The following is a 15,664-nucleotide window of genomic DNA, read 5'->3' on the forward strand; positions in this document are numbered from 1 at the left end:
TTTTTTCTTTCCCTTTTTCCCTTTCCCCTTTTCCCCTTAACCGAGAAGTATTGAGTCTTGCCGTACCACTTGCCTACGGTACGCTCCGCATCTGTCTGCGACACGCCGCACCTACCCCTCCGAGGAAGCAAAGCGTCCCGCAGGGAACGCAGAGAAGAGGAGACACCCGCCATAGGAGCGCCCGTACTCCTAAGGGGAAACGAGCTATGCGTAGCGTCTAGTAGAGAGCGTCTACGGTTTTCCCATGAGCGACTACCGACCCAAGGCGCTAAGAATCTAAATTTTAGATTTTTAAAACATTAACTTTCATACCCTATTCAAAGCTTTAAGAGTAGAGATAAGCCTAACGCCGCAAAAGAACCTCCCAGGTAGAGCCACCAACTACACCGTCAGGTTCTAAACCATAGCGCTTTTGTGCAGCTTTCACAGCTGCTTCGGTTGTCTCGCCAAAGTCTCCATCGGCATTACCTTTCAAGAAACCAAGCTTTTTCAGTTGTTGTTGCAACTTAACAACTTCAGAACCACGTAATCCTATACGCAAAATTGGCAATCCTTCTGAGGTGTATTGAATACCAGGGGTTCGCTTAGTTGTTGTGTTTGACTGAGTTCGAGCAGTTTGCCCAGTCCGTGTAGTTGATGTAGTGCGATTCGGCGTTTTTTGTGTGCTTGAAGTCGTAGTTTTTCTTGGGGTAGCAGGTCTTGGCTCAGGGCTGTTAGCAACTGGTCTTACAGCTTTTTTTGGGGTAGGTTTTGGTCTAGGGCTAGTCGCAGCTTGTCTTGTGGTAGTAGGTCTTGGTTCGGGTTTAGTCGGAACTTGTGTTACAGCTTGTCTGGGGGGGGTGGGATTTGTAACATTGGTGAGGTTGCTAGCCTGGGTTGGAACAGGAAAATTCGTAGCTGAGTTAAATCTTGGCTGGGATGAAGGGATGGTTGATACTGCTACTGCTTGATTAGGAAAAAGTCGTTGCCAAGTGCTGGCATCCACAATGCCATCTGGATTCAAGCCAGCGGCTTGTTTAAAACGGGCAACAGCATTTGCCGTATTCTCACTATATGTACCATCTACGGCACCAGAATAAAAACCCAAAAGTTTTAGAGCTGCTTGAAGTTCAGATACGCGTTCGCCTTGGCTACCAACTTTGAGGATAGGGCGGTTGATGCTGTCTCCAGGATTTACTTGGGCAATTTTTTGTGGCGCTGCTATTGATACTACAGCCGTTGAGGTAATCAGCAGAGGCGTAGTGGAGAACAAGAGTATTTCAATGGCTAATAAAGATTTAGACCTCTTTGCCCACCAACCCTTTGGCCGTTTTTCCATTCTACAGCGATTTACAGTTGGGTCTAGTAATTTTAAGTAACTCAAAATACTTGCTGTCAGGCTGCTTTGCATGGAATTCACTCCCAGAATATTCTCATGCTAATGGTACAGCCGCTTTGTCTAAAAAACAGCTGCTATATTTTACGATTGCACATTCTCAGTTAAGCGATCGCTCCATTAATTGCTTCTTCTTGACCAACCAAAGACAAGTAAGGCTCTTTTAAATACTTACAAGCTGATGCAATTGCATCCTTGGCAGTAACAGCCGCAATCAATTCTTGAAATTTTGTGTCAAAATCAATTCCTAAGCCCAAAATTTCATACCAGCCGTATATCTGAGCAATTTGCCCGTTCGTTTGTTTACCCAAGGCGTACTGTCCCAGGATCTTGTTTTTAGCGGCTTGGAGTGCGCTTTCGGATATTTCGGCGGTAGACAATAAATCTACTTCTGTACGTAGTCCTTCTAGGGCGATGCTGGTATTTTCTGGTGCTGTACCCATATAAACTACAAATGAGGCTGGAAATAGCCTTGTGGAGTAAAAGGCGGATACTTCATAAGCTAAACCGCGTTTTTCCCGTAATTCGACAAACAAGCGGCTAGAAAGCCCATTTCCCAAGTAGGTACACAGCAACTTTAGGGCGGCGTAGTCAACAGAACTCACCGATGTTCCCAAATACCCAAGCATCACGATTGATTGTTGTGTCTGTACCGGCTTAACCCTTACCTGTGGTTCCACCTTAATCTCAGGTAAATTCAGTATTGGTAGGGCTTGGACTGGTGCTTGCCAATCACCAAAAACTTCTTCCACCAACGCTGCTGCATCTGTGGGTGTGACTCTACCGGCAATACTAATTACTACATTATCTGGACGGAAATAAGTTTGGTGATATTCCACTAAATCTGCACGAGTTAAGCTACTCATAGTGGTTTCATCTCCCAGCACTGATGTAGCATAGGGATGATTTTGGTACATTACCTGCCGCATTTGTTCAAAGGCGACATTGAACGGTTGTTCTTTTTGGGAACGAATATCCTGGAGTGCTAAACGCCGTTCTAATTCCACTTGAGTTTCGGGAAAAGTAGGCGATCGCAAAATCCGTCCTGCCAATGTTAAAATTTCCCTAAAATCGGATGTTACCGTTTTGAAAGATAGCAAAAAATAATCAGTGCCAGCATCCGCACTCAAACTCGCCCCTACAGACTCCACTTTTTCTGCAATTTCCAAGCTAGAAAGTCCATCACATCCCTTTGTCATCACTGCTGATAACAAATGTGCTAACCCTGCTTGTTCCCGGTTTTCGTTACAACTACCGGCACGCACAAAGATTCTTGCTGCAATAATGTCCGCGGCCGGATTTTCTGCCACTAGGACGACAATGCCATTATTTAATACGGTGCGATGGATAGGTGATTTTTGCAGCAAGGTTGTCATTTGTCCTTTGTCATTTGTCATTTGTCATTTGTCCTTTGTCACTTATCTTTTGTCATTTGTCTTTTGCTAATGACTAATGACTAATAACTAATGACTAACATGGTTTAAGTACAGTAACCGCATAATTCTCCGGCGATAGATACTGTTTAGCTAATTTTTGCAATTCTTGGGCATTAAAAGACTGAATCTGCTGGGGATATGTCACAGCTAATTCAGCTTGGGCGATGGTATTGTAATATCCATAAAGCCCTGTAAGTTGATTTGGCGTTTCGGTAGAAAACGCATATTCATTACATAGCAGCCTGCGTGTACGAGCAAGTTCCTGTTCACTAATTCCTGTAGTCTGCAAATCATCTAGATGAGCGCAAATTAAGGACTCAACTTCCTCAAGATTTTCTGGTTCTAACCAAGCAGTAATTGTAAATAAACTCGATTCTCGTTGTAGAGAAAAACTACTGCAAATTCCTTGTACCAACTGCAAATCTTCTCGCAAATCGCGCACTAAACGTGAAGTCCGCCCTTCTGCCAATAACACCGACAACAAATCTAAACCATAGCTAGTACGGATATCTTCTACTCCAGGTACCAGCCACGCCATTAACAATCGCGCTTGCTCTATGCGTGGTAAACATAGTTCTTGACGGTGAATTCCTGTTATTACTGGCTTTGCCACTTTCTCAAATTGCGGACAATTAGAGCGTTCGGCAAAATCAGCAAAGGAATGATTTACCATGTCCCAAGCTGGTTGCTGGGCTATACCCCCGGCAATTACCACCGTCATATTTTCCGGCTGATAGTGGGCGTGATGAAAACAGCGCATTGCTTCTGGCGATTGCTGCATCAGTTCTTGCTCAGTGCCCAACACCGAACGTCCATAAGGGTGATGCGGATAGATGCTTTGAATTAAAGCTTGAAATCCTATCCAGTCGGAATCGTCTTGACAAGAGCGAATTTCTTCTAGCACTACATCCCGTTCTCGGCTAAATTCATCTTCTGGAATTGCCGCATTGAGTAGTAGTTCTCCCAAGTAGGGCAGAGTATCTTTTAAATAAGGAGCAGCTGTGGTGAGTGAATAATGAGCATAATCATAGCTTGTCGCTGCATTACTGACGCCACCCCGGTTTTCAACTTTGGAATCGAACATTCCAGGGGGTAGCGTCGCCGTACCTTTAAAAATCATGTGTTCTAAAAAGTGCGCCATGCCAAACCACGGTTTTGGCTCTAAGCTGGCTCCAGCACGTACCCAAACATCAGCCACAACTACAGGAGTAGTGGGAATTTCTTGATGAATAAAAGTTAAACCACTCTCTAGTCGGAAGATCGAGGCTGGAAATACGGTATTAGTTAGTTGTTTTAACAATTTTTTGTAGTTTTAACCACAATTTAATGCGATTTTGTAATCTTAACTCTGAACGCTACCTCATTTAGAATCAAGTTATACAGATTTAGTAGAATTATGCTGTTCCTGTTCTCCAGATTACCGAAAAATTAGAAGCGTTATGCATTGAAAGGAAAATTGCAAATTAGTTAAAAGACTGGAATCTCAATGACAAATTCTGTTCCTTCGCCAAGCACAGAATTGCAGATCAACCGCCCATTATGGGTTTCTTCGACAATTTGACGAGCGATCGCGAGTCCTAATCCTGTTCCTTTCCCAACCTCTTTCGTTGTAAATAGGTGGTCAAAGATCCTTGCTCTAATCTCCTCTGGCATCCCATGACCGTTATCTTTGATGCGAATTATCACCATGTTTTGCTCACTGGATACTTCGGTGTGAATCAGTATTTGCTGACGATCGGCTTGCATTTGGGCAAAAGAACGCCCCTCAATGGATGTATCTAAGGCATCAATTGCGTTAGCGAGGATGTTCATGAATACTTGATTTAACTGTCCTAAAAAGCACTTAACTGGTGGTAATTTTCCGTATTCAGTGATAACTTCAATTGCTGGACGTTTTTCGTTAGCTTTGAGGCGATACTTCAAAATTAACAGGGTACTCTCAATCCCTTCATGGAGGTTACAAGCAACTTTTTCGGTTGTATCGGCCCTGGAGAAGGTACGGAGACTGATGCTAATATCTTTGATCCTTTCTGAAGCTACCTTCATTGAGCCTACTAGCTTTGGTAAGTCCTCAGTCAGGAATTCTAGGTCAATTTCTTCGCCATGCTCAATGACTGCGATCGCCGGATTGGGATGATGTTGTTGGTAGCATTGGATATGGGCGAGTAAGTCTTGAATATAATCTTCGGCATTGTTAAGGCTGCCTTTGAGAAATCCAATCGGGTTATTAATTTCATGTGCCACCCCAGCAACCAAATTACCCAAGGTTGCCATTTTTTCATTTTGCACCATTTGTAATTGGGCTTGTTGGAAATTTTGCAGCGCTTCTTCTAAATCGTGAGATTTGTGCCGTAAATCAGCTTCAGACTCTTGTAGTGCGGCTTCAGCAAGTTTGCGTTCGCTAATATCTATGATTACGCCATCCCATATAATCGAGCCATCAGCTTGTCGCTCTGGTTGAGATGCACCTTGAAGCCATTTTATGGTTCCTGAAGATGTGATAATTCGCCATTCGTGTCGAAATGGTGTGATATTTTCAGCAGAGTAGCTCATCGCCTGCTGAATGCTGGCAAAATCATCTGGATGTTCCATAGAACGAAGATTCTGCGTTCCTGTCATTATTTCCTCTGCTGTCACCTGATAAAGGTTGTAGCAGCCAGAACTGACGTAGGGCATTGAAGCTGAACCGTCAGCATTTAAACGTAGTTGGTAAATTGCCCCAGGAATATTATCAGCGAGTTTCTGGAAGCGGGCTTCGCTAGCACGAAGTTGAGCGAGCGATCGCTCTAATTGATGGGCATAATTTTGAGATTCTTGATAAAGACGGGCATTTTCTAGAGAAATGGCGGCTTGAGCGCATAGTAGTTGGATAATTTCGGTGCGATCGCTTGTAAATGCCCCAATCGTCAACTTATTTTCCAGATATAGTAACCCGATTAATTGACCATGACGCAAAATCGGCGTACACAACACACTTTTGGGTTGTTGCTGCATCAAATATTGGTCAGTAATAAAATCGTTTTTTACTGTTGCATCATCCAGCACTACAGTTTTTAAGCTGTGTTTGACATAGTTTACCAATGCGATCGGAATGTTTTGGCTGCTTGACAATGGTACAGATACTAGAGTCACCCCTTCATTGATGGTGGCTACAGCTTTAACCATTAAGTTGCCCTGTTCGAGTACAAGTAGGGCAGCTTTTTTCGCTCCAGCATTTTCCATCACCACTTGCAAGAGGGTAGTGAGCAATTGCTCTAATTGAATTTCACTGGAGAGAGCTTGTGAGACTTTAAAGATGGTGGCAAAATCGAGGGCTTCAGAAATACTGCTGCTAGAAAGGTTTGTGTGGATAGTTTGATGTGGGAATGATGACCCATCGACGGTTGAACTCAGTTGAAAGTGATTAAGTTGCGCTTGTAAGATGGAAGCAAGAAGTTGAGGATAGTGTTTTTCTAAATCCTCAGTTTTGGCTTTAGCGCCCCAACGGGCATAGCAGTAATAAGCTTCTTGCATATAAGCTTGAGCGATTTTTTCTTTGCCCCAGTCGAGGTAGAACTTGGCAGCTAGCTCATTGCTCAAAGCTTCTTCTTGGATGTATTCGTTTTCTTTCGCTAGAGTTATGGCGCGATCGTACAGTTCCATTGCTGCCATTTTTTCGCCCAGAACCCGATGCCGTTCTGCTTCCACTAAATCAAATTTGTGCTGGAAATTCATCGGTGCAAATTTGGCTCGAAACTGCAATTTTTCCTGATTTTCGCCAACCTTTAAAAGTAATTGCTCTTGTTGAGACGGTTCAGCCGTTGGATAGACAGCCAGTCGAGATAAAGAATCGTAATAGTAGAAAACAGGCACAGATAGCATTCCTGCGCCACCGTTGAGGTATTGCTCTCCCTGATTTCCATTTTCAACTGCCGCCGGAAAATTCTCAAACAAATAACTGAGTGTTAATTTACTTAGGAAAAATACATGGAGTGTTAATTCGTCATTTTCTTTAATGAGCGCAGACAATAGTTGTTCATCTTGATAATCTTCACCAATTAAATGCTCCGGATTATCACTATATACGGTTAAATTATTAATGCTTTGATAGATTATATTCGACCAATTTAATAAGCGCTGATTTTGGGCATAATTAGACTCGTAGGCTTTGATATCTGCTAAGAGAATTTCCAAAACTTCTGTGCCACTTAAATAGACATAGAATAACTTGAAAATCATTGATGCCAGCACATGAAAAAAGTCGCCTGTATCTAATCCAAAAGTATGAGATTCCTGTAATAAACTAATTGAGGTGTGAATATGTTGTTTATTATATTGATTCAATGCAGCCACTTTAAATAGAGTCATGCTTTGAACAGATTTTGCTTGAAATCTATCCACAAGCATTAAAGCTAGTTTGCCAAATTCGTAGCCTGACTCGATTTGATTACAAATATTAAGTACAATTCCAAAATCTGCATATCCGGGTGCAGAAAGTGGTGCATTGCCATATTCAAGAGATACATTCACCTCTTCGCAGGCAATAATTGGGAACAGATAAGGCGCAGCCTGATGGATGGCGGGAGCGATGCTAGCCATAATCCGCAAAGCAACCAAAGCTTTGGGATCATTCATCAATGGCAAATCAACTAAGCCCTGAATACTTCTGCCAGCCAAGGTGGAGAGCGTGTTGACTACAGATTGCTGAATGTCTGGAGGTGTTACTGATTCAGGTAATGTTACCCCAAGTTGAGCCAGAAGTTCACGCCCAATTGCGATCGCTTTGAATGATTGATTCCGCACCTGATAAGCTTGGAGTTGCACTTCATAAACTTTTACTCTATCCAGTAAGGTGGTTGTTTTTTCGATGACGACCTGGATAAGAGATTCCATCTGCTCAAATTCATTGTTGAGAAAGGCAGCTTCGGCGGCTTCTTCGTATAAACTTCGAGTCAATTCGTAGGCAATTTCCCAACTATTAATCGCTAGCAGCTGCATTCCAGAATATAAGTAATGAATTGCAGCACCATAAGCGGTAGATTCTTTCGCTTTTCGACCAGCATTCAGATTTAACTGAGCTAATTTTTGACGTTCAGCCGGTTGGGTGATTAGCAATATTCCTCGATTTAACTGACTGACAATCTCAAAAATTCGCTCTTCTTGCTGAGACTCAGAGGTATTTTGCAAGAGTAATTGACCAATTTTAAGATGCGTAAATTGTTTCTGTTCATTTGGAATTAGCGAATAGGCAGCTTGCTGCACACGGTCATGTAAAAATTTGTAGATAGGGAGTTGGAAATTGGAATTTAAAGGATTTGAGCCAGAATCATGCCCATTATCTTGAAAGAATTTATAAACTTCACTAGTAGGTAAAACTAACCCTTCTTGCAAAGCTTGCCATAAAGATGTTGCCGTTTCGGTTTCAGATTGTTCAGAAACAATTGCTAAGGTTAGCAAATCAAAAGAGTTGCCAATACACGCGGCTAATTTCAACACATTTTGCGTTGCTGCTGGCAACTTCTGCAATTGTAATGCTACGAACTCTACCACATCATCGGTGAGAGCCAGAGATTTCACGGCAGCAATATCACATTGCCAATGTCCTTGAGCAAAATTAAAAGTAATCAGTCCATCTTCATACAATACTTTGAGAAATTGTGTTACAAAAAATGGATTTCCTTGAGTTTTTTGATATACGAGTCGAGTTAGTGGTTGGGCAATTTTATCTGAACAAGTCAAGGTATCAACCACCAATTGATTTAAACTGGCTTTAGTAAGTGGGGCTAAAGTAATGCTGTGAATCGTGGCATTTGCTTTGCCAATATCCGTTAAAGTCAACATTAACGGATGTGCGGTAGATACTTCATTGTCTCGATAAGCTCCAATTAAAAGTAAAGATCCACTTCCTGACTCGCTCATCAGCAGCTGCATCAATTTGAGTGATGCAGAATCAGCCCACTGCAAATCATCAAGGAAAATTACTAGTGGATGTTCTTTTGTGGTGAATACCTGAATGAATTTTTGGAAAAGTAAATTAAAGCGATTCTGGGCTGCACTTGGTGAAAGTTCTGTTGCAGGTAGTTGTTGACCAATAATTTGTTCTAGTTCGGGAATTACCTCAAGAATAACTTGTCCCTCATCGCCCAGCACTTGTAAAATTTTATTTTTCCAAATTGACAATTGAACATCACTTTCACTGAGCAATTGTCCCATTAAGTCTCGAAATGCCTGCACAAAAGCGGAAAAGGGAATATTACGATTAAATTGGTCATATTTCCCTTTAATAAAGTACCCCCTCTGCCGGACAATGGGTTTGTGAACCTCGTTGACCAAAGCAGTTTTACCAATGCCAGAAAAACCAGCCACCAGCATTAGTTCTGTCTGATTGTTGGTAACGCGGTCAAAGGCTTTGAGCAGAGTTTCAACTTCAGCCTCACGACCATAGAGTTTTTCTGGGATAATAAAGCGATCGCACACATCCCGTTGAGCAATCGGAAAACTTGCAATTTCCCCCGTTTCTTTGAGTTGATGTAAGCAATTTTCTAAATCATATTTCAGCCCCAATGCGCTCTGATAGCGGTCTTCGGCATTTTTCGCCATCAGTTTATTCACAATCGATGAGAGTACAGGCGCAATTTGGGGATTAATCTCATGTACTAAAAGCGGAAGTTTGGCAATATGACAATGTACCAATTCCATCGGATCGTGCGATTGAAATGGTAATTGCCCTGTTAGTAATTCGTAAAAAGTTACACCCAGAGAATAAAAATCAGTCCGGTAATCAATCCCCCGATTCATTCGTCCGGTTTGCTCTGGAGACAAATAGCCTAGTGTCCCTTCTAGGACATTAAGACTCATGAGGCTTTGAGTTTCTCGTGGCAACAAAGATGCAATACTAAAGTCAATTAACTTAACTTCTTTAGTTTCTGGATGAATTAAAATATTGGCAGGTTTAATATCTTTGTGAATGATCCGATAACGAATTAGAATATCTAATGTATTGCACAGTGCGATCGCAATTCGTAAAAACTCCATCAGAGATTCTACGCTTCCCCCCACTCCCCACTCCCTACTCCCTACTCCCCATTCTTTAAGAGAAATTCCCCCAAAGTCTTCCATCACTAACACATAGCCATTCTGATAGGGTTCCAGACTATAGGTTTGGATGATTCCAGGTAGATTCAAATTTTTGGCGATGGTGAACTGGTTGCGAAACTGTACCAACTCGCTGAAGCTGGGATAAGCAGTTTTCATCAGCTTAATCACTACAGATTTTTGGTCAGTTTCTCGATTAGCTCGATAAACCAAGGTTCGAGAACCGTTGTAGAGTTCTTTGCTAACTTGATATCCGGAAATGCTGACCATAGGGCTTAATTCTTGAAACCTCAGTATCTAGGTTTCCCAAAAACATCCCAATCTTTACTGTCAGTTCGCTTATTTTAAACTGATTTAAATAATTAAAGCCCCCAAATTCTAACTGACTTTGGGGGCAAATAATTTTAAGTTCACCGCGACGCCGTTTTACCTAAGTTTATGACCTGGGTTTATCCAGGTGGGAACCTAAATTCCTCGTTTAAAGTTTCCGGGTACATGCCCGGTATACTGCCACGAGAACAGTTGACTCCCTTGTCATTAAAGGCATAGATCAAAAAACTTGATGGCAGTCACCAACGTCGTAGTGCAACTCACTCATTATAGCTTTTCAAAAGATGTTGTGTGTTCAATATCGAAACTTTCCGATCTATTTACCTGGGATACCAGATAGATTCTATGCTGTGGGCGATATTGTTGGCGTATGCACCTGCCGATTCTGTATCGTGATTATCCAGCAAAACGGTAACATGTCCCAACTTCCGCCCAGGACGTGATTCTGTCTTCCCATACCAGTGAACGTGCGCCTGGGGAATTTCTGCTATTTGTTGACGCTGGCTTTGGTAGTCGCTGTGAGAATTTTCATACCCCAGTAGGTTCACCATTACAGCGCCAGCGCACTGCAAAGCCGGATTCCCTAAAGGTAAACCACAAACTGCTCTCAGGTGCTGCTCAAACTGCGAAGTTTCACAGGCGTCAATAGAAAAATGCCCAGAATTGTGGGTACGAGGCGCAATTTCATTTACCAGGATTTTGCCATCAGCACCCAGAAATAGCTCAATTCCAAAAATTCCCACTACTTGTAAGCTATTTAATAAAGTATGTGCGATCGCTTGGATTTCTGCTACTTGATTAGGCGTAATCTGGGCTGGCGCAATCACCCGCCGACACACTTGTTGTTCTTGTTGGGTTTCCACCACTGGATAAGTTACAATTTCTCCCTCTACCGAACGAGCTGCAATTATTGCCAGTTCTCTTTCAAAGGGGACAAATTCTTCTAACAAAAAAAGTGATTGGTTTAAACTTTTTGTTGTGGTTTCATAACTTAGCTTTTGCTCTAAAGTAGCGAAATCCTGAATTATAAAAGTACCTTGACCATCGTAACCGTGGCGGCGGGATTTCAGAACTGCTGGAAAACCTAGATATTCTATTTTTGATTTGAGATTTTCCACCTCGTCAAGGGCGAAAAATTGAGGAACTGGTAAGCCCAAGTCGCGTAAATAGCAACGCTGATGATATTTATCTAAAAGAGGAGCTAAAGCTTCTAATCTGGGGCGAAAACAAACGCCTTGCTGTGTTAAAACAGATAAAGCTTGCAGGTTAACAAATTCGTTTTCAAAGGTGATAATATCGCATTTGTTAGCTAATATTTCCGTAGCAGTTGCGTCATCAACTGGCGCGAAAACAGTTTCTTTCGCTATTGACACGGCCGGGTCATGTTCACTAGGAGTTTGTACTACCAATTCTACACCTAGCTTCTGTGCTGCATCCGCCATCATCCAGGCAAGCTGTCCGCCACCAATTACACCAACACGTTTCATTGACATCCTAGAGAATCACGAGTTTGCACGCCTGTTTTGGAATTCACACCACTGGCTTTACCGCACAGTTCTTTGATTTGCACTCTATCCAAAATTGCATCTGTAAAATCTGCACCGTCTATATTCACATCATTAAATATGGCGCGGAGCAAAAGAGCTTCTTTGAAAACTGCATCGCTCAAATCCGCCTTAGTCAAGTTTACCTGATCAACCATTGCATTAGTTAAATCTGCTCCGTGGAGATTTGCATTAGTCATTACCGAAGCACTCATAACTGCTCCCCGCAAGTCAGCATTAGAAAAGTTAGCCAGTTCCATATTGGCGTTAGAAAACTCCGCAGCTTGCAAGCTGTCACCAGAAAAATCACGTCTTGACAATTCTGCATTGCTAAATGAAAGCGGATGAGTCCAGTCTACGGCCAGTGCGGGATCAGCCACGCACCATATAATTATTCCTAGAAGGAACGCCAACCCTTGCCGCCAAAACATATTGAGAGTCAATTTGGTGTTTAATCGCTGCATTTAATTACCACATTTGAATATTAGCAAGGCTGGATCATCATAATTGAGACTCGCAGCCTTGTTACTGGACTTAGGGGATGTGTATTTCCCTTGCTTAATATTTTGTAACGCAAAAAGGGCAAATGCTTCTCACCTTGAGCAAAATTATGCCTGTAACTTTGGATAGAGAACAGCAATCTAGAAGCATTCGCCTTTGGCGTTGGCAAAGCGATCGCACTTAAATCTATCAATCAACTTATTACCAAATGCTGATGCGAATTACTAGATTTAAGTTAATACTAATACTAAGCAACCTGCAAAAAACTTAGTATAGAACAGGATATATCTCTCTTTATGAAGTCAAATTCCTAATTCTAAAGGAATAGTTTAGCTGGATAAAGCAACGCCTAAGCTTGTTAATTTGTTCACAATTATTCATTTGTAAATTTTGATTTTAGGATATCAAGAGTTTTGTTAAGCAGTAATACTTACTGCCTTATTTACAATTCTTGACTTTTAATGTTTCAAGTAAAGTTTATTGTCTTTTCAAGTAAACAGTCCCTATGAACTGTTAGTCTTTTAATTAATGAAAGCAAGGTTTGGGCGTAATTATATGCGTCTCAACTGCTTGACAAAGCTTAAAAGTTGGATAATTAGCGTTAATTTTATAGCGATTAGTTAGTTCTTCAGGAATCTCTAAGAGTTTACATTCACCAAGTACGCAACTTCTACAAACCGAACTCCGAAACCCGATGATGAATCATTACTCACTTCAATGGATTGAGGCATGGTGCCAAGAAAATGGCTGGACAGATTTATTTGTCGAGCGACGTAACAACTTCTGGGCTTTCCCTCCGGGTGGGGTAATGCCGGAACCAATTCCAGTTCACGTTCTCAGAGTGATTAAAGCCGAGAAGGGATTGACTTTTGAAGAACGATTGTGGTCAATGTCCGCAGTAATCGGCACAATTCTAGCTGTTCTTTTTACCTTCTGGTTCCAGTCGCCGATGCCATTAGTTTTGGCTTTCGCTTTTAATGCAGTTACGGTGGCTCAATTTGAACTTGAAGATGCCTAAATTCTTTTTTTGGGCTTCGCTATTAAAAACTGCTCTTGCTGAAAGTAGACAAGAGCAGTTTTTAATTTAATAACTTTAGGGTAAGTTTAGCCTATACACTCAGTATTCTAAGTGTAAAAATTGTATTTCAATATATTTACTTTTACTTGTGATAATCATTTCCTGGATGCTACCTTCTACAAGGTGACACAGGATTTGGAGTGGTTTTTTAACGATGAAGCTCAGACACAAACTAGCTTATAGCTTGGCATCGCTGATCAGTCTCAATTTCATATCTACCTTAGTTGCATTTAATGGAGCGATCGCCACAGTACCGAGAACCCCTGATAAAAGCGTCAATTGCGAGATTTTAGTTGTAGGTGGTGGACTATCTGGTGTTGCCACAGCTTACGAGGGGTTGCTAGCAGGACGAACGGTTTGTCTCACGGAAATTACTGACTGGCTAGGAGGCCAAATTTCGGCTCAAGGGACATCTGCGTTAGACGAACGCCCAACTCAGCGAGCTCTGAAATTCTATTCTCGCGGCTATCTGGAATTGCGAAACCGGATTAAGCGTAAATACGGTGAACTTAACCCCGGTGACTGTTGGGTAAGTGACTCCTGCTTTCTTCCCCGCGATGCTCACACCATTTTGGTTCAGATGCTCAAAGATGCCGAAAAGCAAGGTAAAGGGAAGTTGCAATGGTTTCCCAACACAGTAATTAAGGACTTAGAAGTTGCTGCTGATGGCAAAATAATTAATAGTGCGATCGCTATCCAACATCAACCACCAAAAGGCGCACCACCTCTCAATACTTTTACTTTATCTCAAGTTATTGAAGATGCTTATCGCTACGAAAACTCATCTCGATTTACCAAAACTATTCTCCGTTTCCTCCCTAAGGAAGCGAAAGGGAATGCTCCTAAGTGGTATGTTGTAGACGCCAGTGAAACTGGAGAAATTATTGCCCTTGCTGATGTTCCCTACCGATTAGGCATTGATGCCATTTCCTACCTGGAACCTTCGGCTTCCACCGCCAACAACGATCCTTATTGCCCTCAAGGTTTTACCTACACCTTTGCAATGGAGGCAACCAAGGAACCGCAACCGCAGACGATGCCTCCATTTTATTTACAATACGCACCATATTTCAGCTATGAATTAGCGCGACTGGCTAACTTTGACTTAGTTTTCACCTATCGTCGCATTTGGAGTCCAAAAAAAGGAACACCTACAAAATTCGGCGGTGTAAGTTTTACTGCCGCGACACCAGGGGATATCTCCATGCAAAACTGGACTTGGGGTAACGACTACCGCCCCGGAACAGCCAAGGATAACTTAGTTTACAGCCGCCAACAGTTACAAGGGACTGGGCAGTTACAACCAGGAGGATGGATGGGAGGACTGCGAACAGAAACTCTCCGCAAAGGTGAAGAAAATGCCATCTCTTTCTATTACTGGTTGGTAGCTGGAACTACAGATTCCCAACTGGGGGAGGGTGTAAAGCAGCAGCGAACTAATAACCGCTTTGTTTCCGGGTTAAATTCCCCAATGGGAACGGTGCATGGCTTATCAAAATATCCTTATATGCGAGAAGGACGCCGCATTATTGGGCGTCCCAGTTGGGGACAACCTGGAGGCTTTACTATTTGGGAAATTGATATTTCTCGCCGAAATTATAATGACGAATATTATCGCAAAACTCTGCCAGCAGATATGTATCGGCAGTTAAAAGCCGCATTATCAGGATTGGAAGCCACATCTGTAATTAGCGGTGGGATTTCACCAGACAAAGCAATGCGGCGGAGTCGTTCTACCATCTTTCCTGATTCTGTGGGTATTGGTCACTACGCAATAGATTTTCATCCTTGCATGGTGAATAGTCCCCCAGAAGCCCCTGGTAATACAGAACGTCCAGGTGAAAGGCGTGGTGCTGGTCAAGCTTATCCCTTTCAAATCGCTCTGAGGGCAATGATTCCCCAGAAAATTGATAATTTGCTGGTAGGAGGCAAAAGCATTGGTACTAGTCATATTGCCGCTGCTGCCTATCGAGTCCATTCCTTTGAATGGTCGGCTGGCGCGGCTGCGGGAACTGTTGCTAGTTTTGCCATCAAAAATGCGATCGCACCCTACCAACTAGTCGATGACTTACCCAAACAAGAGCCACAACTAGAAGCGCTCAAACGGCTTTTGCAAAAAAATGGCAACCCCACAGCCTTCCCCGACACATCCATTTTTAACGAAAACTGGGATAATTGGCGGTAGATAGTCATTGGTCATTAGTCATTGGTCATTAGACCTTTTGCAAAAGTGCTTTTTGCAAGAGGGGAAAAGGGTAAAGGTTAAAGGGCAAGGGGACAATACAGAACTTTTTCCCCTTCCCCTTTTCCCGACTTATGCAAGAAG

Annotated in this window: 9 protein-coding genes and 1 other RNA gene; 3 read left to right on the top strand and 7 right to left on the bottom strand. The window is 42.4% G+C overall.

The annotated features are described in order from the left end of the window. Positions 1-221: hypothetical protein (locus VB740_RS12805; protein ID WP_323200376.1), on the top strand; the 221-nt coding region annotated here is incomplete at its 5' end. A 122-nt stretch (positions 222-343) separates the two neighbouring features. On the opposite strand, the gene VB740_RS12810 is transcribed toward VB740_RS12805, so the two are convergent. The 7 genes from VB740_RS12810 to VB740_RS12840 form a co-directional block, all read right to left on the bottom strand. After that, a complete protein-coding gene (locus VB740_RS12810; protein ID WP_323200378.1) occupies positions 344-1,390 on the bottom strand; it encodes a peptidoglycan-binding domain-containing protein in 1,047 nt (348 codons plus the stop codon). An 89-nt stretch (positions 1,391-1,479) separates the two neighbouring features. Continuing rightward, a complete protein-coding gene (locus VB740_RS12815; RefSeq protein ID WP_323200383.1) occupies positions 1,480-2,751 on the bottom strand; it encodes a pitrilysin family protein in 1,272 nt (423 codons plus the stop codon). A gap of 94 nt (positions 2,752-2,845) precedes the next feature. Continuing rightward, positions 2,846-4,111 carry a pitrilysin family protein gene (locus tag VB740_RS12820; RefSeq protein WP_323200379.1) on the bottom strand — a complete coding sequence of 422 codons (1,266 nt, stop codon included), beginning with the start codon at positions 4,109-4,111 and terminating at the stop codon, positions 2,846-2,848. Positions 4,112-4,278: 167 nt separating this feature from the next. Next, a complete protein-coding gene (locus tag VB740_RS12825; RefSeq protein ID WP_323200380.1) occupies positions 4,279-10,155 on the bottom strand; it encodes an AAA family ATPase in 5,877 nt (1,958 codons plus the stop codon). A 136-nt stretch (positions 10,156-10,291) separates the two neighbouring features. Next, positions 10,292-10,475, bottom strand: a non-coding RNA gene (gene ssrS / locus VB740_RS12830) — 6S RNA. A gap of 60 nt (positions 10,476-10,535) precedes the next feature. Continuing rightward, positions 10,536-11,702, bottom strand: coding sequence for a 5-(carboxyamino)imidazole ribonucleotide synthase (locus VB740_RS12835; protein ID WP_323200384.1), 1,167 nt, complete (start codon positions 11,700-11,702; stop codon positions 10,536-10,538). After that, on the bottom strand, positions 11,699-12,190 hold the full coding sequence (locus VB740_RS12840; protein WP_323200385.1) for a pentapeptide repeat-containing protein: 492 nt from the start codon (positions 12,188-12,190) through the stop codon (positions 11,699-11,701). Before VB740_RS12840 ends, VB740_RS12835 begins: the two co-directional genes overlap by 4 nt. 764 nt (positions 12,191-12,954) lie before the next feature. On the opposite strand from VB740_RS12840, the gene VB740_RS12845 reads away from it, so the two are divergent. Continuing rightward, positions 12,955-13,278: a hypothetical protein gene (locus VB740_RS12845; RefSeq protein ID WP_323200381.1), complete on the top strand. Its 324-nt coding sequence runs from the start codon at positions 12,955-12,957 to the stop codon at positions 13,276-13,278. Between the two features lie 214 nt (positions 13,279-13,492). Continuing rightward, a complete protein-coding gene (locus VB740_RS12850) occupies positions 13,493-15,523 on the top strand; it encodes an FAD-dependent oxidoreductase (protein WP_323200382.1) in 2,031 nt (676 codons plus the stop codon). Positions 15,524-15,664 lie beyond the last annotated feature (141 nt).

Origin of the sequence: Nostoc sp. UHCC 0251 (assembly GCF_034932245.1) — a bacterium.
Taxonomy (GTDB): domain Bacteria; phylum Cyanobacteriota; class Cyanobacteriia; order Cyanobacteriales; family Nostocaceae; genus Nostoc.

Excerpts from the sequence above, each read along its gene's own strand:
- VB740_RS12840 (WP_323200385.1), bottom strand. The coding sequence starts at position 12,190 with ATGTTTTGGCGGCAAGGGTTGGCGTTCCTTCTAGGAATAATTATATGG.
- VB740_RS12850 (WP_323200382.1), top strand. The coding sequence starts at position 13,493 with ATGAAGCTCAGACACAAACTAGCTTATAGCTTGGCATCGCTGATCAGT.
- VB740_RS12815 (WP_323200383.1), bottom strand. The coding sequence starts at position 2,751 with ATGACAACCTTGCTGCAAAAATCACCTATCCATCGCACCGTATTAAAT.
- VB740_RS12845 (WP_323200381.1), top strand. The coding sequence starts at position 12,955 with ATGATGAATCATTACTCACTTCAATGGATTGAGGCATGGTGCCAAGAA.
- VB740_RS12825 (WP_323200380.1), bottom strand. The coding sequence starts at position 10,155 with ATGGTCAGCATTTCCGGATATCAAGTTAGCAAAGAACTCTACAACGGT.
- VB740_RS12835 (WP_323200384.1), bottom strand. The coding sequence starts at position 11,702 with ATGAAACGTGTTGGTGTAATTGGTGGCGGACAGCTTGCCTGGATGATG.
- VB740_RS12810 (WP_323200378.1), bottom strand. The coding sequence starts at position 1,390 with ATGCAAAGCAGCCTGACAGCAAGTATTTTGAGTTACTTAAAATTACTA.